The organism is Kitasatospora sp. NPDC114501, assembly GCF_055633695.1.
Map to the genome: position 1 here is coordinate 1 of NZ_JBVKDS010000027.1, position 17,437 is coordinate 17,437.

Sequence of the window (17,437 nt, forward strand, 5' to 3'; positions counted from 1 at the left end):
GAACCCGGAAGCTAAGCCTTACAGCGCCGATGGTACTGCAGGGGGGACCCTGTGGGAGAGTAGGACGCCGCCGAACAATCTTTGCTGAAGAACCCTCATCCGGTTTCCGGGTGGGGGTTCTTCGCGTTTCCGGGGGTATCCCTCTCACCCGCTCGCCGTAGCCTCTGAGGCGGGTGGGGGCCGCGGACCGACGTTGCCGATGGCATCGGCATGAGCTGGCAGCATGTCCCCATGGACGCATGGGACCTGGGCGAGTTCGTCGTGCGACGCGGCGGCGAGTCCGACGCGGACGCACTGGTCGGCATCGACACGGTCGCGGCCGGCGGCGACGGTGAGCGGGCGGCGAGCATCCGGAGGTGGTGCCGACAGGACCTGGGCCCGGTCCTCGTGGCGGAAGGCGCGTCCGGGCCGCTCGGCTACTGCGTCGTCGAGTACACCTTCTTCGGACAGGGCTTCGTGACGATGCTGATGGTCTCGCCGTCCGCTCGCGGTAGGGGTGTCGGCCGTGGCCTGCTGGACGCGGCGGCGGCCTCCTGCGAAACCCCGAAGCTCTTCACCTCGACGAACGTCTCCAACCATCCGATGCGGCGACTGCTGCAAGGGGCCGGGTGGCAGCCGGCGGGCCTTGTCCAGGGCCTCGATGACGGTGACCCGGAACTGTTCCACCTCCACCGGCCGCAGACCGGCACGCCGGGACCTCCCCCGCCGACCGATTCGGAGGCCCGCCTCGACAGCGCCCGGGAGTGGTGGCACGCCGCCATCGAGGACGCCCAGGACGGCCGCTGGGTCCGCACACCCGTCGAGCGCCAGGTGATGGACGACCTCGCCGCCGCGACCGTCGGCCTCGGTTACCTCGACCCGTCCGTCGAACTGCCCCTGCGCAACCGGCTCTGCCGCATCGCGACCTGGGCGGGCGTCCTCAGGCTCGCGGCCCGGGCCGGCGGCTGGCAGCTCACCCCGGTCACCGGAGTGACCCCGCCCTGCCCCGCCGGCATGGCCGAACTCCTCTCCGCCGTCCACGCGGTGGGGGAGCAGGGTGAGGCCTGGCTGCGGCGGCTCGGCGCTGACGGACCGCCACCGCTTCGTGCCGTCAACGGTGCCGAGGCCTTCCTTTTCGGCCCCGGGTCGGTCGAGGACCTCCGTCAGTTCTTCTACGACTAGGAACCCGTCCGGTGCCGAGTCCAGTTCCCGACGGTCCGGTTGGGCGAGGGTGTCGGCGTGGGCGGCCACGGCGACGTGCACACGGGGCGCTCCTCGTGGGGGAGTGCGGACGGTTCGGCAAAGAGCTGGATCCCTTGTGGATCCCGTTCGGCAAAGCCGATGGATCCTCGGACTCACCCGCCCTACGGTGGCACCATGAGCAACCAGTCCGGAGCACCTGTCGCGCCCGTCCAGGCCTTTGAACCCCCCTACTACGCTGCTGTCTTCACCTCTGTGCGCACCCCGGAACAGAGCGGCTACGGCGAGACCAGCGCACGCATGGAAGACCTGGTGAAGGACATCCCGGGGTATCTGGGGATGGACCACGCGCAGACCCCCGGCGGGCTGTCCATCACCGTCGGGTACTTCCGGGACGCCGACGCCCTCACGGAGTGGCGGGCCAACGCCGAGCACCGCGCGGCGCAGAAGCGCGGGCGGGCGCAGTGGTACGAGAGCTACACGCTGCACGTGGCGAAGGTGGAGCGGAGCCACGGGTTCGTGCGGGAGTAGCGCCTGCGGCGCCGGGCCGGCAGCGGGAAGACCGCGGGACAACCCGCGCCGGCCTCGGCGAGGACGATCCGGTGAGACTGCGAACGAAGATCCACCGGGTCCGCCTCGGCCCGGACGAGTACCGGATGACCCACCTGGCTGGGCCTCCTCTCGCCGGGCCCGCCGCGAAGCCGCAAGTCGGCGGACCTTCTCCGGCCACCTGTCACAATCCGCTGCCGGGGGCCGTCGGGAGATGAAACCGAGCAGCATGACGATGCCGAACGCCGAACCCGACCCGGACGAGGAGCTCCCCATGAAGATCGAATCGGTGATCGCACGACAGCGCGTCGATGACCTGGAAGCGGCCGTCCCGTTCTACGAGCGGCTGACGGGCGTGACGGCCGGCCGCTTCGCCTTCGCGGGTGTTCAGCTGGCGAGTGTCGGGCCGTTCCTTCTGTACTGCGGTCCGGACGAGGCGGTGCAGAGGGTCGCCGGAGTGAGTGCCACGCTGGCGGTCGGAGAACTGGACGTCGCCGTTGCGGAGGGGGTCGCGGCCGGCGCCATCGTGGTGATGCCGGCGCAGCCCACCCCGAACGGTCGGCGAGCGGTGCTGCGACACCCGCACGGGGGCGTGTACGAGTACGTCGGCCCCTGAGCCGGGCACCGAGTCCACCGGACCTCCCATCATGCGGAGCAGGAAGTCGGCCCGGCTGACTTCCTGCTCCGCCGCCGTTCAGTCCTTCGGCGTGAGCGGCGTCAGCGGCGTCGTGACCCGGCTCTCCCAGGCCTGCTCCAGCGCCCGGGTGAAGGTTTCCGCGGGCTGGGCGCCCGAGACGCCCAGCCGTCGGTCCAGGACGAAGAACGGCACGCCCGTCGCCCCCATGGCGCTCGCCGTGGTCTCGTCCTCGCGCACCGCCTGCGCGTACGCGTCCGGGTCGGCCAGGACGGCCGCGGCCGCTCCGCCGTCCAGCCCGGCCTCGACGGCCAGCTCGACCAGCCGGCCCGCCTCGAAGGCCGACCGCTCCTCGGCGAAGTTGGCCCGGTACAGCCCGTCCAGCAGCTGGGCCTGCCGGCCGTGCTCCTTGGCGAAGTGCAGCAGGCGGTGCATGTCGAACGAGTTCGCCGCGTCGCGGCCCTGACGCAGGTAGGGCAGGCCCTCGGCGTGCGCGTTGTCGGCGATCCGGGCCTCCGCGGCCTCGGCCTGTTCCAGGCTCATCCCGTACTTGGCGGCCAGCAGCGGCACCACCGGACGGGCCTCGTGCGGTGCCCGCGGGTCCAGTTCGAAGGAGCGGTGGACGACCTCCACGTCCTCGCTGTGCGGGAAAGCCGCCAGCGCCTGCTCGAACCGGGCCTTGCCGATGTAGCACCACGGGCAGTTGATGTCGCTCCAGATCTCCACGCGCACGGCGCACTCCTTCCAGCCTTGCGCGGACCACCCGCGCCAACGCCCCATGAGAACGCCTTCGGGGACCTGAATATTTCAGTACGAGAAATATTCAGGTCGGGACGGCGGGAGGAACTCCGCGCCCCGGGCGTTCTCGGCCCGTGGGGAGGGCTGCCGGCGCAGTGCTGGAGCTGCCACGAGAGGTCGTCGAGGATCGCCGGGGGGCTGCGGAGGGGCACCGGATCCAGCCCCGGATGGGACTGTCGGCCTGCCCTGACATCATTGGCGGATGTCCGTAACCTTCGTCGACCTGGGATTCGTCACCGCGCCGTCCGGGGTGCTGGTGCTCGGCATGGCCACGTGGATCGACGAGTGGCGGAAGCTCGGCGAGCCGCTGTCGGTGCGGGCCGGGGCGGCGGCGAAGGCGGGTGGCGGGCACCTGCGGGAGTGGGAGTGCGAGGCCGTCGCCGTCCCGGCCGCCGCCGACCGGCCGCTGGCGGTGCGGGCCACCACCGAGCCGTCGGTGTTCGACGAGGAGCCGACCATCGCGACGCTGGAGGTCGAACTCGGCCTGCCCTGGCCTGAGGGGGTGGACGGCCCGGTGCCGCTGGGGGACCTGCCGGTCGACCGGGGCGGCATGGCGGTCGGCGACGCCGTCGGGCTGGACGCGTGGACGGGGCTGGAGGACGAGCCGGCCGACGGACTCGCCGACCTCAGCTTCTGGGGCCGGTACGCCGACGAGGCGCAGGCGCGGTTCGGCGGCGAGCGGATCCCCCAGCCCGGCGGCGCCGAGGGGCCGTACGGGTGGCTCGACCTCCCGGTGGCGGAGGCGGTCGCGCGGGAGGCCGAGATCAGCACCTGGCGGGGCGGCCTGCCCGGCACCGGCGTGGCCACCTCGGTGGAGAAGCACGTCGACTACTTCCGCTTCCGGCGGGCCGGCCTGCACCACCCGCTGCGGGTGGGCGCGATCGAGGTCGGCGGCTGCCAGGTGCTGGGGATCGACTGGTGCCAGGGCGACTACGCGCTCCGGCACCACGGCGGGCGGGACTGGGGCCGGGCCTTTCCGGTCACCCTCGAAGCCGACGGGACGGGCGGAACGGTCCTGCGCTGGACGATCCCGCCCTGCGAGGACGAGGACGAGGAAGAGGAAGAGGACGAGGCGCCGGGCCCGGGCCGCTACAGGCACATCCAGCAGTACAGCTGGTCGCCGGCGGCCCGCGCCCGCCGGGCCAGGGCGATCAACTCCTCGGCCAGCGGCAGCAGATCGGACGGATCGGCGCGGTACCACTCCTCGGCCTCGGCCCACCGGGCGACGGCGTCCGGCACCCGCTCGTCGGGCACCCCGGCGAGCGTGTCCCGGGCGGTGGCGCCCAGCTCGGTGACCCACGGGCCGGTCGTCCACGGGTCGTCCTCGTCCCAGGGCCCGGACGGGCCGGGCTGTGGCGTGGTCGGCCAGACCGCCGTCTCCGGCACCAGGCCGGCCCGCCAGGGCGCCCCGAGGACGGCCGCCACCAGCTGGCCGAGCATGACGTCCGGATCGACGCCCTTGGCCCGCACCTCGTCGAAGGCATCCTCGGAGGAGCCGTCGAACGGAGGCAGCAAGCCCTCCCCGCGCTCCAGGGCCCGGACGACCGTCGCCGCATCGGGCGCCCGGAAGTAGTCGGTCAGCACACCCATCGCGGCCACCCCACTCGTTCGTCTCCGACGTCGGGAACCAGTGAAGCAGCGGGCACCGACAGCGGAGCGGACCGCCCGTCGGCCGGGATTCAGCAGGAGATGCTGCCGCCGCCGACGCTGGTGTTCAGGACGCCGACGAACTTCTTGAACAGGTTGATCCGGTCGTCCCGCTGACCAGGGTTCTTCCCGTCGCACTCCAGCGCGCCGTTGATGCTGCGGATGGTCTCGCCGAAGCCCTTGCCGTTGACGATGGCGTCGTGCGAGGTCATCCGTCCGGCGCCGGTCTGGCTGTTCCAGAACCAGAGGGCGGTCTTCCAGGAGACGGCCGGGTCCTTCTCGACCTTGGACGGGTCGTGCAGCAGGTCGATGTGCAGGGCGTCGCCGGCGGCCTTGTAGTTGAAGTTCCAGCTCAGCTGGAGCGGCCCGCGCCCGTAGTACGCGGCCTGCCCCGCCGGACAGCCGTACGGCTGCGAAGCGTCGCAGTAGTGCGGGTAGTTGGCGGTGTTCTGCTCGACCACGAAGCGCAGGCCGCCGGTCTCGTGGCTGACGTTGGCCAGGAAGGCCGCCGCCTCGCGCCTGCGGGTGGCGTCGTCTCCGGTGGTGGCGAACTTCGGATAGGCGCTCAGGGCGTCGAGCAGGCCCTTGTAGGTGTAGAAGCCGTTCCGGCTCGGGAACATCTGGTTGAACTGGGACTCGCTGACCACGAAGGAGCCGGCCGCGGAGGCCGGGGCGGTCTGGCCGGCGACGGCGAGGGTGCTCAGGACGGCGGCGGAGGCCGCCAGTGACAGGGTGCGCGAGAGCTTCATCGATGTCCTCGATTCCGTTGACTGGACGGGCAGTTCACTCTGGGCGCTTCGCTCGCGAAGGACCTCGGCCATCGTGCTGGCCGCCGGCCGTCGACCGCACCCCTCGGAGGTCTAAACCACCCGCACGGGTCGTATCCGATCCAAGGGGTGGACGGCCGCGTCCTGGTGATCATCCGGCTGTCGGTGGCACCGGATAGCCTCGTGCGCAGCGGGGACGGGACCGCGCGGGACCACCGGGGGAGCAGGGCGCATGAGCGGTCACACCGACGACGGGGGCGACGGGCGCCTGGCCGCGGAGGGCGAGGTCGCGGTTGCCCGGCTGGCCCTCGACGCGGGGGACCTGGCGCACGCCGCCGACCACCTCGGCGACGCGGTCCTCGCCGATCCCCAGCTGCCCGAACTGCACGAGGCGCTGGCCGAGTTGTGCGCCGCAGCGGGCGGCCCGGCGGCGGCCCGCGAGCTGTTCCCGCTGGACGGCCAGGTGTACCTCGGCGCGGTGGTCTGCCGGGCCCACGTGGAGGCCGCCGCCGGGGACTGGGACGCCGCCGTCGGCCTGCTCGCCTCCGCCGTCCAGTGCGAGCCGGCCCGCCCCTGGGCGCACGCCGCCTGGCTCGCTCGCGAGGACCTGCCCGGGCTGGTCGACCCGGACGCCGTCGCCCGGGCGGTGGCCCGCGCGACCGGTGCGCTGTCCGACCCGCTCCCGGCCGAACTCGCCGAAGCCGTACGGCCGTTCCACGACTTCGCGCAGGCGGTGCTGGCCCGCCACGCCGACCACGTGCTGCTGCTGGCGATGGCCTCGGGCCTGACCCGCCGGCTCGGCGACACCGCCCGCGCCCTCGAACTCGCCGAGCGGGCCCACCGGTTGGCCCCCGGCTACCTGCCCGCCGTGATGCTCGGCAACGCCCTGCGCGCGGCCGGCCGGCCGGAGCGGGCGCTCGCCGTCTGGGAGGCCGAGCTGGAGCGGGCCGCACCGGACCGCGACGACTCCAGCAGCTACCTCGCCGTCGACGTCGCCGAGCTGTACGGCGCGCTCGGCCGCCCCGCCGAAGGCCTGCCCTGGCTGGACCGGGTGCTCGCCGCCGAGCCCGACCACCCCAAGGCCGGCCCGGCCCGGTACGGGCTGCGGCATGCCCTCGACGGCGACCCGGCCCACCTGCTCGGTCTGGCCGACCACCACCGCGCCCACCCCGAGCACGGGTACGCCCAGGAACTGCTGGAGCGGCTGAGCCGCCGGGAGCCCTGGCTCGGCCTGGTCTCCGGCGCCACCGAGGCCACCGTCAACGTGCTGCACCAGGTGCTCGCCGCCCCCGGCGCCACCCGCGACACCGAGATCGACTGCACCGCCTCCACCCTGGAGCCGCCCAGCTTGGTGCTGGCCGTCCGGCTCGCGCTGCCGCGCGCCACCGTCGGCTACCAGGCCGTCGGCGAGCCCGACCCCCGGCTGCCGCTGACCGATCCCACCACCCGGATCTGGGCCTGGGACGGCACCGACCCGCGCCCGGCCGTCGCCCCGCCCGCCCCGCGGAGCGCCGAACTCGTCCGCGCCACCGCCGAGATCTGCTGGCCGACCGTCCCCGCCGCCTACGACCACGCCGTGCGGCTGGCCGGGCTGCCGCTGGACGACCTGCTCGGCGTCCTGGTCCACCCGCCGATGCCGCGCGAGGACGAACTCGGCCGCGCCCTGCTCGCCCACCAGCCCGAACTCTGGGTGCGGGCTGTCCAGGTCTTCGCCTGCCTCGGCATCGCCCACCACCGCACCGACCAGCCGTGGGAGGGCTCCGAGCGCCGCCGGGTGCTGCGCGACCTGCTGCTCGGGCCGGAGGACTGGGTGGTCGAGGCGGCCGGCTTCGCGCTGGTCGCGATCGGCTGGACCGAGCCGCAGGCCCGGGCCGACGTCGCCGCCCTGCTCCAGCAGCGGCTGCACCACGACGCCCGGGCCCGCCGCACCCGGGTGGTGACGATCCTGCGCTCGCTGTCCGCGCTGGTGCTCGCCGCGCCCTGGATGACCGACGAGGACCGCGCGCTGGCCCGGCACCTGACGGCCCGCGAGGACGTCGCCGACGCGGGGACGGAGGCGGCGGGGGCGGAACCGGAGGCGGCGGGGGCGGAACCGGCGACGGCAGAGCGACCCGAGGCGGCAGTGCCGGGGGAGGTGCCCCGCCCCGGCCGACTGCGCCGCCTCTTCGGAAGAGGCTGAGGCCGGCCGCCCCTAACCCACCCCCGGCAGCGGATCCTGCTCGACGTCGAACCGCGCGACCCGCTCCGCCGGGTCCCGGCACTCCGGCCCCAGCCGCAGCATCCGCGACTCCGGGTCGTGCAGCGGCCGGTGGCACCGGCGGCAGGTCACTCGCGGCCGGAGGGTCTGCGCGGTGGCCGTGCCGGGAAGCGGTTCGGGGCCGGTCGGGTTGGGCAGGCCGGTCGGGCTGGGCGGATCGGTCGGGCTGGTCATGGTGAGACGGTAGCCGCCCGCACCGTCGAGGCCCCCGCCGGTGCGTGACACGATGGCCCCATGGCCACCGACCGCAGCAGCGCCGGAGATCCGGCACGCACCCTCGCCCTGCTCTGGGGGCTCACCGCCGAGGAGAAGCCCGGTCGGCGCGGCCCCCGGCAGGCGCGCTCGACCGGTGAGATCGCCGCCGCCGCGATCGCCCTCGCCGACGCCGAGGGCGTGGACGCGGTCACCATGCGCCGGGTCGCGCAGGAGCTGGGGCTCTCCCCGATGGCGCTGTACACCTACGTGCCCGGCAAGGCCGAGCTGCTCGACCTGATGCTGGACACCGTCTACGCCACGATGCCCCGCAGCACCCCCGCCGACGAGGGCTGGCGCGCCCGGGTCACCGCCGTCGCCGACGACAACCGCGCGCTGCACCGCGCCCACCCGTGGGTGGCCGCCGTCTCCACTAGCCGCCCGCCACTCGGGCCCGGGCTGATGGCCAAGTACGAGTACGAGCTGCGCGCCTTCGAGGGCACCGGGCTGTCCGACGTCGACCTGGACGCCGGGCTGACCCACCTGCTCGGCTTCGTCCAGACCTGCGCCCGGATGGCCGCCGACGAGCGCGCCGCCCGGCAGGACAGCGCGATGACCGACGAGCAGTGGTGGGCCGCCAACGCCGAGCTGCTCGCCCGGGTCTTCGACCCCGAGCGCTACCCGGTCGCCGCCCGGGTCGGTGCCGCGGCCGGCGAGGCGCACGGCGGCGCGTACGACCCGGACCACGCCTACGCCTTCGGCCTGGCCCGGGTCCTGGACGGGCTCGAAGCCCTCATCGCGGAGCGGTAGCGCGCCCGTCGTACTCCTGGCGTGCCGTCTCGACCTCGGGCACCCGCCGCTCCGACCAGTGCGCCAGCGCGGCGACCAGCTCCGCCGCCTCCCGCCCCAGCGGGGTGAGGCTGTAGTCGACCCGCGGCGGGATCACCGGGTGCGCCTCGCGCAGTACGAAGCCGTCCCGCTCCAGCGTCTGGAGGGTCTGGGCGAGCATCTTCTCGCTGACCCCGGTGACCCTGCGGCGCAGTTCGCTGAACCGGTAGCCGCGCTCGTTCAGCGCGCCCAGCACCAGCACGCCCCAGCGGCTGGTGACGTGCTCCAGCACGCCCCGGGACGGACACATCCGGTCGAAGACGTCGGCGGGCGGCGGCCCGCCCGCCTTCAGCTCGCTTACCTCCATGTCAGTACCCTACTTTGAAGTGCGTACTTTCGAAAGGTTAGTGCCATCCGTAGGGTGAGTTCCGAGGTCAGAACCCCGTAGCAATCCCTGAGGAGCACACCATGTACGTCGTCACCGGTGCCACCGGCCAGCTCGGCCGTCTCGTCGTCGAGGGCCTGCTGGCCCAGGTTCCCGCGAGCGAGGTGGCCGTCGCCGTCCGCTCCGCCGAGAAGGCCGCCGACCTGGCCGCGCGCGGCGTGGCCGTCCGGGTGGTCGACTACGACCAGCCGGAAACCCTGGCCGGCGCCTTCGCCGAGGGCGACCGGGTGCTGCTGGTCTCGGGCAGCGAGGTCGGCCGCCGGATCCCGCAGCACCGGGCCGTGGTGGAGGCCGCCGAGGCCGCCGGGGTCGCGCTGCTCGCCTACACCAGCGCACCCGGCGCGGCCACCTTCCGGCTGGCCGACGAGCACAAGGCGACCGAGGAGCTGATCCTCGCCTCCGGCCTGCCGTACGCGTTCCTGCGCAACGGCTGGTACACCGAGAACTACCTGGGAGACGCGGCCGGCACGGTGGCGCGCGGCACGGTGCTCGGCAGCGCCGGCGAGGGCCGGATCGCCACCGCTCCGCGCCGGGACTACGCGGCCGCGGCGGTCGCCGTCCTGCTCGGCGAGGGGCACGAGGGCAACGTGTACGAGCTGAGCGGCGACGCCGCCTGGAGCCTGCCCGAGCTGGCCGCCGAGCTGGCGAAGGCCTCCGGCAAGCCGGTCGAGCACCGGAACGTCACCCCGGCCGAGCACCTGGACGCGCTGGTCGGCGCGGGTCTGCCGCAGGGCTTCGCCGAGGTCCTGGTGGACGTGGACGCGGGCATCGCGCGCGGCGAGCTGGCCGGTACCCCCGGCGACCTGGCCCGGCTGATCGGCCGTCCGACCGTCCCGCTGGCCGAGTCCGTCCGCGAGGCCCTGAACGCCTGAGCCGTCGCAGCCGGCAGATGCCCGAATCGCCGCAGCTCCGGGCCCCCGGGCGCCGCGGAAAGTCCAGCATTCAAACGGTGTCATGACCAAAATGCGGAAACGGAGATGACAGCCGCCCCTCCCGCCGGTTACCGTCGCCTCGACACACGCGCGCGGGAGGGCACTCGGCCATGGCGGAGACAGACCAGCAGGACAACGGCAGGGGCCTCTGGTACGGGGTCGCCGCGTACGGCATCTGGGGCCTCTTCCCGCTGTTCTGGCCGCTGCTGGAACCGGGTGCCGCCGACGACATCCTGGCCAACCGGATGGTCTGGTCCCTGGTCGCGGTCGTCCTGCTGCTGATCGCCCAGCGGCACTGGGGCTGGATACGCCCGCTGCTGCGCCAGCCCCGCCGGCTCGCGATGCTGGCCGGCGCGGCCACCGTGATCTCGGTCAACTGGGGCGTCTACATCTGGGCCGTCAACGCCGGCCACGTCGTCGAGACCAGCCTCGGCTACTTCATCAACCCGCTGGTCACCATCGGCTTCGGCGTCCTGGTGCTCAAGGAGCGGCTGCGCGGCGTGCAGTGGACGGCGGTCGGCATCGGCGCCGCCGCCGTCGTGGTGCTGACCGTCGCGTACGGGCAGCTGCCCTGGATCGCGCTGACCCTGGCGCTCTCCTTCGCCACCTACGGCCTGCTGAAGAAGCAGGTCGGGCTGAGCGGGCTGGAGAGCCTGGCGGCCGAGAGCGCCTTCATGTTCCCGTTCGCCCTCGGCTACCTGGTCTACCTGGAGGTCTCCGGGCGCGGCACCTTCGGGCACACGGTGGCCGGCTCGTACGGCTGGGGGCACTCCGGGCTGCTGATGCTCAGCGGGGTGATCACCGCGATCCCGCTGCTGTTCTTCGGCGCGGCCGCCGTCCGGGTGCCGCTGACCGTGCTCGGGCTGCTGCAGTACCTGGCGCCGGTGTTCCAGTTCCTGATCGGCGTCGCGGTGTTCCACGAGTCCATGCCGCCCGCCCGCTGGGCCGGCTTCGCCCTGGTCTGGGCCGCGCTCGCGCTGCTCACCTGGGACGCGCTGCGCCAGGTGCGGGCCGACCGCGCGGTGCGGGCGGCGGTGGCGCCGCAGCCCGCACCGGCGGAGCCGGCCGTCACGCGCTGATGTCCCGGCTGGTGAAGCGGGACCACGCCGCCGAGCCGAACACCGCGACGTAGGCGGCCTGGAGGCCGAGGTCCTTCAGCACGCCGTCCCAGTACATCGGTGCCCGCAGCAGGTCCGCGAAGCTCAGCCAGTAGTGGGAGAACAGGAACGGGCTGACGGCGTCCAGCTGCGGGAAGGCGTCCAGGATCTGGACGGTGACCACCAGCCCGACGGTGGCGGCCATCGCCGCGATGCCGCTGCCGGTGAGGGTGGAGACGAACAGCCCGATCGCCACCAGCCCGGCCAGTGAGGCCGCGACCACCAGGGCCACCAGAAGTGCGCGCAGCAGCGCGTCGCCGAGCCCGATGGTGTCCCCGGAGATCAGCGTGACCCGGCCGAGCGGGAAGAGCGCGGCGCCCGCGGCCAGTGCCGTCACCGCGACCGCCGCCGTCGCGGCCAGGCAGAACACCAGGCCGGCGGTGAACTTGGCGGCCAGCAGCCTGGTCCGTCCGGCCGGGGCGACCAGCAGGTAGCGCAGCGTCCCGGCGGCCGCCTCGCCCGCCACCGAGTCCCCGGCGACCACGCCGACCGTCATCGGCAGGAAGACCGGCAGCGCCACCGCGAGCGCGGTGAAGACCAGGAAGAGCCCGTTCTGGGTGGTCTGCGCGATGAAGCTCGGACCGCCGCCGCCCTCGTGCGGACCGTCCGTGTTGAGCTTGACCACCACCCCGATCAGGATCGGCAGCACCGCCAGGATGCCCAGCAGCACCTTGGTGCGCATCCGGCGGAACGTCAGGTGCAGCTCGCTGCGGAACAGCGCCAGGAACCCGGCCGCCGTCCGCGGCCGCCGACCGGTGCCGACCGGCGGCGTCCCGGCCCGCGTCCCGGCCGGCGCCCCAGTACGCGGCTCGGTCCGCGCCTCAGCCCGCGACATCGAAGCCCTCCCCGGTCAGCGCCACGAAGGCGTCCTCCAACGTGCCCCGCTCCAGCCCGAACCCGTGCACCCGCACCCCGGCCTCGACCAGCGCCGCGCACAGCCTGGGCAGCGCCTCCTCGGCCAGCGCGCCCGGCTCGCCGTCCACCCGGCCCTCGCCGGGCACCAGCGCGGTGACCCGGTGGGCCGCCAGCACCTCCGCGGCCCGCGCCACGTCCGGGGTGCGGACCACCAGCCGGCCCTGCGCCCGGGCGGCCAGCTCGGCGACGGTGCCCTGCACCACCAGCCGGCCCCGGGACATCACCGCGGCGTGGGTGCAGACCTGCTCGATCTCGTCCAGCAGGTGCGAGGAGAGGAACACCGTGGTGCCCTCCGCCGCGACCTCCCGGACCAGCGTCCGGATCTCCCGCATGCCCTGCGGGTCCAGCCCGTTGGTCGGCTCGTCCAGCACCAGCAGCTCGCGCGGCTGGAGCAGTGCGGAGGCCAGGCCCAGCCGCTGCTTCATGCCCAGCGAGTACGCGCGGGCCTTCTTGCCCGCCGCGGCGCTCAGGCCGACCCGCTCCAGCGCCGCGTCGACCCGCTGCCGACGGGTGCGCGGGTCGGCGGTCGGGTCGGCGGCGTCGAAGCGCACCAGGTTGTCCCGCGCGGAGAGGAAGCCGTACAGGGCCGGGCCCTCGATCAGCGCGCCGACCCGGGGCAGCACCGTGGCGACGGACTGCGGCATCGACTCGCCGAGGACGGTGGCCGCGCCGGAGGTGGGGGCGATCAGGCCCATCAGCATCCGGATGGTGGTGGTCTTGCCGGAGCCGTTGGGGCCCAGGAAGCCGAAGACGGAGCCGCGCGGCACGGCCAGGTCCAGGCCGTCCACGGCGAGCTGGCCGCCGCGGAAGCGCTTGGTCAGGCCGCGGGTCCGGATGACGTCGTCGGTGCCGGAACCGGGCGGACCGGCGGCGCCCCGGGACGCGGGCGAGGCGGCATCCTGGGGGGAGGGCGAGGCGGGGGCGGCGGAGGAGGCGGATGGAACGGGCGCGGGGGCCGGGCGCGACGCGGCGCCCGTACCCCCGGCCGACTCCGTAACGTCCCCCGTTACGGGAGCCTTGGTCATCCGTCAGTTCACCCCGGCGGCGTGCTGGAGGACCGGCAGGGTCACCGCGCCGGCCAGGACCCGGCCGTCGTCGGTGAGCAGGACGTTGAGCACCTTGGTGCCGACCAGGGTGCCGCCGGCGACCGGCTTGCCGAGCGACTTCACCATCGCCTGCGGGTTCAGCGACCGCGCCGCCCCGTCCCCGTGCCCACCGCCCTTGGCGTCGCCCTTCGGCGCCCCGTCCACCGCGCCGGGCAGCTTGGTGGCGACGACCGTCGTCCAGCCCTCGCCGATCACGTCGACGCCCTCGGCCGCCTCGGCGCCCCGGTGCTCCCGGGCCTCGCCCGGCGCGCCCTCGGCCGCGTCCCGCGCCTTCTGCTCCGTCACCTTGGCGCCCTTGGGCGCGGTGAAGTCGAAGGTCCGGTCGGCCGGCTTGGCGAAGGACACCTGGGTGAAGCGGACGTTCAGCACGGTGCTGCCGTCGACGGACTTCACCGCCACCGACAGCGGCACCCCGTTCTCGGCGGCCACCGCGATCCGGACCTCGGCGAGGGTCGAACCGGACTGGGTGGGCTTCACGCTCAGCTGGTAGGCGTTCTGCCCGGCCACCTTGGCCGTCCCGGCGACGGTCACCGAGGTGGTGCCGGCGCTCCCGGCCAGGAGCTGCCTGGCGGCCTCCTGCGGGCTGGTCGGCAGCTCGGACAGCGGCGCCCCGGCGTGCTGCCGCTCGCCGGCGGCCCGCCCGGTCATGTGCACCGCGCTGTTGGACGAGCTGTCCCAGGCCCAGGCCTGGTCGCCGTTGCGGACCAGGGTGTAGCCGGCCATGTTCTCCAGCACGTCCACCCGCTGGCGGTCCGGGCCGTCCACCGCGATCCGCAGCTTCTGGTCCCCGCCGAGCAGGCCGAGCAGCTTGGACTGCGGGTCCGCGGCGGAGTCCCCGCCGCCGTGGCCGCCGGCCGCCGCGCCGAGGCCGCCGGCCGCGCCCAGCAGCTGTCCCGGCACCCCGAGGTCGGTGCTGATCGAGACCGTCCCGGACAGCGTCTGCGCCTCGGAGCCGAGCACCTTGGCGACCAGCTGCTCCGCGGACAGCGCCGGGAGGTCGGGCGCGCCGTCGGCGGCCAGCGCCGGGACCAGCCCCACCCCCGCGGCGATCACCGCGACCACCGCCACCGGCACCCCGGCGCGCATCAGGACGCGCCGCCGGGAGCGGTACGGCACACCGCCGTCCAGATCGTCCCCCGCCGTCTTCTCATTGGTCATGGCGTCCTCAACTCCTCCGCGAACACGTCCGATTGGCCTTGCCCCTCCATTAGAGGCCGCCGCGCCGCCGCCGTCATCGCCCTGTGGGGGCAGATCGGGCCGACCTTCTCGGGTACGCGACCCTGAGACGGTCTCAGGGTTGGCTCCTCCCCGCGTCCCCCCGCTGGCGTAGGGTCACGCCATGGACGGAACCGCCACGGACGCCAGCACCCCGCCGACCGCCAACGCGATGCGCCGCGCCCTGCGCCGCGCCCGGGACGGCGTCGCCCTCGACGTGACCGAGGCCGCCGTGCTGCTCCAGGCCAGAGGCGACGACCTGGTGGACCTCTGTGCCGGTGCCGCCCGGGTCCGGGACGCGGGCCTCGAAGCGGCCGGCCGGCCCGGCGTCATCACCTACTCCAAGAGCGTCTTCATCCCGCTCACCCGGCTCTGCCGCGACAAGTGCCACTACTGCACCTTCGTCACCGTCCCCGGCAAGCTGCGCCGGGAGGGCCATGGGATGTACATGTCCCCGGACGAGGTGCTGGAGGTGGCCCGCCGGGGCGCCGAACTCGGCTGCAAGGAAGCCCTGATCACGCTCGGCGACAAGCCCGAGGACCGCTGGCCCGAGGCCCGCGAGTGGCTGGACGCGCACGGCTACGACGACACCATCGCGTACGTGCGCGCCATGTCGATCCGCATCCTGGAGGAGACCGGCCTGCTGCCGCACCTCAACCCCGGGGTGCTGGGCTGGACGGACTTCCAGCGGCTCAAGCCGGTCTCCGCCTCGATGGGCATGATGCTGGAGACCACCGCCACCCGGCTGTGGAGCGAGCCCGGCGGCCCGCACTTCGGCTCCCCGGACAAGGAGCCGGCCGTCCGGCTGCGGGTGCTGGAGGACGCCGGGCGCAGCTCCGTCCCGTTCACCAGCGGCCTGCTGATCGGCATCGGCGAGACCTACCAGGAGCGCGCCGAGTCGCTGTTCGCGCTGCGCAGGGTCTCCCGCGCCTACCACGGCGTCCAGGAGCTGATCCTGCAGAACTTCCGGGCCAAGCCGGACACCGCCATGCGCGGCATGCCGGACACCGAACTGGACGAGCTGGTGGCCACGGTGGCGGTGGCCCGGCACCTGATGGGCCCGGCCGCCTGCCTCCAGGCCCCGCCGAACCTGGTGGACGGCGAGTACGAGCGGCTGATCGCGGCCGGCATCGACGACTGGGGCGGGGTCTCCCCGCTCACCCCGGACCACGTCAACCCCGAGCGCCCCTGGCCGCAGATCGAGCGGCTGGCCGAGCGCTCCGCCGCGGCCGGCTTCGAACTGCGCGAGCGCCTCGCCGTCTACCCCGAGTACGTGCGCCGCGGCGAGCCCTGGCTGGACCCGCGGGTGCTGCCGCACGTCCGCGCCCTGGCCGACCCGGCCACCGGCCTGGCGAACCCGGACGCGGTGGTCCGCGGCCTGCCCTGGCAGGAGCCCGAGGACCTGCCGGAGTCGTACGGGCGCACCGACCTGCACACCGCCATCGACACCGAGGGCCGCACCGGCGACCGCCGGGCCGACTTCGAGGACGTGTACGGCGACTGGGAGGTGCTGCGCGAGCAGGTGCTCGCGAAGGGCGCCCCCGAGCGGCTGGCCGGGGACCTCCGGGAGGCCCTGGCGGTGGCCGCCGACGACCCGACGGGCCTGACCGACGACCAGGCGCTGGCCCTCTTCCACGCGGACGGCCCGGCCCTCGACGCGCTGTGCCGGATCGCCGACGACGTCCGCCGGGACGCGGTCGGGGACGACGTCACCTACTGCGTCACCCGGAACATCAACTTCACCAACGTCTGCTACACCGGCTGCCGCTTCTGCGCCTTCGCCCAGCGCCGCACCGACGCGGACGCCTACACCCTGTCGCTGGAGCAGGTCGCCGACCGGGCCGCGCAGGCCTGGGAGGTGGGCGCCACCGAGGTCTGCATGCAGGGCGGCATCCACCCGGACCTGCCCGGCACCGCCTACTTCGAGATCGCCCGCGCGGTGAAGGAGCGGGTGCCCGGCATCCACGTGCACGCCTTCTCGCCGATGGAGGTGGTCAACGGGGCGACCCGCACCGGGCTGTCGATCCGGGACTGGCTCCAGCGGGCCAAGGAGTCGGGCCTGGACACCATCCCGGGCACCGCCGCCGAGATCCTGGACGACGAGGTCCGCTGGGTGCTCACCAAGGGCAAGCTGCCGGCCGCCACCTGGGTCGAGGTGGTCACCACCGCGCACGAGCTGGGCATCCGCTCCTCGTCCACGATGATGTACGGGCACGTGGACACCCCGAAGCACTGGCTGGGCCACCTGCGGCTGCTCGCCGGGATCCAGCAACGGACGGGCGGCTTCACCGAGTTCGTCACCCTGCCGTTCATCCACACCAACGCCCCGGTCTACCTGGCCGGCATCGCCCGGCCCGGCCCGACCGCCCGGGACAACCGCGCGGTGGTCGCGATGGCCCGGCTGCTGCTGCACCCGCACATCCCCAACATCCAGACCAGCTGGGTCAAGCTGGGCGCCGAGGGCGCGGCCGAGATGCTCCGCTCGGGCGCCAACGACCTCGGCGGCACGCTGATGGAGGAGACCATCTCGCGGATGGCCGGCTCGGCGTACGGGAGCTACAAGTCGGTGCGCGACCTCCAGGCGATCGCCGAGGCGGCGGGCCGCCCGCACCGCCAGCGCACCACCACCTACGGCGAGGTGCCGGCCGAGCGGCGGGCCGCGGCGCTGGCCTCGGACGGACACCTGCCGGAGCTGCTGCCGGTGCTGGACTGAGACCGCGGCGTCCCGGCCGCCGCCCGTACGGCGGCCGGGACCGGGGGCACCCAACTCCGGGGGACGGGGCCGATTCGATCGGCTCTTCGAATACAGTGCGAGG

General features: G+C 74.1%; 16 protein-coding genes and 1 rRNA gene. 10 read left to right on the forward strand and 7 right to left on the reverse strand.

The features are described from left to right. The 4 genes from rrf to ACZ7RU_RS35215 all read left to right on the forward strand — a co-directional run. Positions 1-76 (forward strand): 5S ribosomal RNA (gene rrf, locus ACZ7RU_RS35200); the annotation flags it as partial. 155 nt (positions 77-231) lie between these two features. Beyond that, entirely contained in the window at positions 232-1,161 is a 930-nt protein-coding gene (locus tag ACZ7RU_RS35205; protein WP_470345075.1) for a GNAT family N-acetyltransferase, read from the forward strand. Positions 1,162-1,356: 195 nt separating this feature from the next. Continuing rightward, the gene (locus tag ACZ7RU_RS35210) at positions 1,357-1,710 is read left to right on the forward strand and encodes an antibiotic biosynthesis monooxygenase family protein (RefSeq protein ID WP_470345076.1); all 354 of its coding nucleotides are present in this window, start codon (positions 1,357-1,359) and stop codon (positions 1,708-1,710) included. Positions 1,711-1,957: 247 nt separating this feature from the next. After that, positions 1,958-2,344 (forward strand): VOC family protein, encoded by a 387-nt coding sequence (locus tag ACZ7RU_RS35215; RefSeq protein WP_470345077.1) that lies wholly within the window; start codon positions 1,958-1,960, stop codon positions 2,342-2,344. A 78-nt stretch (positions 2,345-2,422) separates the two neighbouring features. Here the strand turns inward: ACZ7RU_RS35215 and ACZ7RU_RS35220 are convergent, their stop codons facing one another. After that, positions 2,423-3,094 (reverse strand): DsbA family oxidoreductase, encoded by a 672-nt coding sequence (locus tag ACZ7RU_RS35220; RefSeq protein WP_470345078.1) that lies wholly within the window; start codon positions 3,092-3,094, stop codon positions 2,423-2,425. Positions 3,095-3,362: 268 nt separating this feature from the next. Between ACZ7RU_RS35220 and ACZ7RU_RS35225 the strand changes: the two genes are divergently transcribed. Then, positions 3,363-4,733 (forward strand): hypothetical protein, encoded by a 1,371-nt coding sequence (locus ACZ7RU_RS35225; RefSeq protein ID WP_470345079.1) that lies wholly within the window; start codon positions 3,363-3,365, stop codon positions 4,731-4,733. Positions 4,734-4,839: 106 nt separating this feature from the next. On the opposite strand, the gene ACZ7RU_RS35230 is transcribed toward ACZ7RU_RS35225, so the two are convergent. After that, positions 4,840-5,556 (reverse strand): chitinase, encoded by a 717-nt coding sequence (locus ACZ7RU_RS35230; RefSeq protein WP_470345080.1) that lies wholly within the window; start codon positions 5,554-5,556, stop codon positions 4,840-4,842. A 250-nt stretch (positions 5,557-5,806) separates the two neighbouring features. Between ACZ7RU_RS35230 and ACZ7RU_RS35235 the strand changes: the two genes are divergently transcribed. Continuing rightward, positions 5,807-7,753: a hypothetical protein gene (locus ACZ7RU_RS35235; RefSeq protein WP_470345081.1), complete on the forward strand. Its 1,947-nt coding sequence runs from the start codon at positions 5,807-5,809 to the stop codon at positions 7,751-7,753. 12 nt (positions 7,754-7,765) lie between these two features. On the opposite strand, the gene ACZ7RU_RS35240 is transcribed toward ACZ7RU_RS35235, so the two are convergent. Beyond that, positions 7,766-8,005, reverse strand: a complete 240-nt coding sequence (locus ACZ7RU_RS35240; protein ID WP_470345082.1) for a DUF6011 domain-containing protein — start codon at positions 8,003-8,005, stop codon at positions 7,766-7,768. A gap of 60 nt (positions 8,006-8,065) precedes the next feature. On the opposite strand from ACZ7RU_RS35240, the gene ACZ7RU_RS35245 reads away from it, so the two are divergent. Beyond that, positions 8,066-8,833 (forward strand): TetR/AcrR family transcriptional regulator, encoded by a 768-nt coding sequence (locus ACZ7RU_RS35245; RefSeq protein ID WP_470345083.1) that lies wholly within the window; start codon positions 8,066-8,068, stop codon positions 8,831-8,833. On the opposite strand, the gene ACZ7RU_RS35250 is transcribed toward ACZ7RU_RS35245, so the two are convergent. Beyond that, positions 8,817-9,218, reverse strand: a complete 402-nt coding sequence (locus tag ACZ7RU_RS35250) for a winged helix-turn-helix transcriptional regulator (RefSeq protein ID WP_470345084.1) — start codon at positions 9,216-9,218, stop codon at positions 8,817-8,819. The genes ACZ7RU_RS35245 and ACZ7RU_RS35250 overlap by 17 nt on opposite strands. Positions 9,219-9,319: 101 nt before the next feature. On the opposite strand from ACZ7RU_RS35250, the gene ACZ7RU_RS35255 reads away from it, so the two are divergent. Together ACZ7RU_RS35255 and rarD are read left to right on the forward strand one after the other, a co-directional pair. After that, positions 9,320-10,168: an SDR family oxidoreductase gene (locus ACZ7RU_RS35255; RefSeq protein WP_470345085.1), complete on the forward strand. Its 849-nt coding sequence runs from the start codon at positions 9,320-9,322 to the stop codon at positions 10,166-10,168. A gap of 170 nt (positions 10,169-10,338) precedes the next feature. Then, positions 10,339-11,307: an EamA family transporter RarD gene (gene rarD / locus ACZ7RU_RS35260; protein ID WP_470345086.1), complete on the forward strand. Its 969-nt coding sequence runs from the start codon at positions 10,339-10,341 to the stop codon at positions 11,305-11,307. Here rarD and ACZ7RU_RS35265 read toward each other — a convergent pair. Genes ACZ7RU_RS35265 through ACZ7RU_RS35275 form a run of 3 tightly spaced genes read right to left on the reverse strand, consistent with a single transcriptional unit; the run spans position 11,297 to position 14,564 of the window. Then, entirely contained in the window at positions 11,297-12,220 is a 924-nt protein-coding gene (locus tag ACZ7RU_RS35265; RefSeq protein ID WP_470345087.1) for an ABC transporter permease, read from the reverse strand. The genes rarD and ACZ7RU_RS35265 overlap by 11 nt on opposite strands. After that, a complete protein-coding gene (locus ACZ7RU_RS35270) occupies positions 12,207-13,325 on the reverse strand; it encodes an ABC transporter ATP-binding protein (RefSeq protein WP_470345088.1) in 1,119 nt (372 codons plus the stop codon). The genes ACZ7RU_RS35265 and ACZ7RU_RS35270 overlap by 14 nt, the downstream gene beginning before the upstream one ends. A 3-nt stretch (positions 13,326-13,328) precedes the next feature. Continuing rightward, entirely contained in the window at positions 13,329-14,564 is a 1,236-nt protein-coding gene (locus ACZ7RU_RS35275) for a LolA family protein (RefSeq protein ID WP_470345089.1), read from the reverse strand. 181 nt (positions 14,565-14,745) lie between these two features. Between ACZ7RU_RS35275 and ACZ7RU_RS35280 the strand changes: the two genes are divergently transcribed. After that, entirely contained in the window at positions 14,746-17,334 is a 2,589-nt protein-coding gene (locus ACZ7RU_RS35280) for a bifunctional FO biosynthesis protein CofGH (RefSeq protein ID WP_470345090.1), read from the forward strand. Positions 17,335-17,437 lie beyond the last annotated feature (103 nt).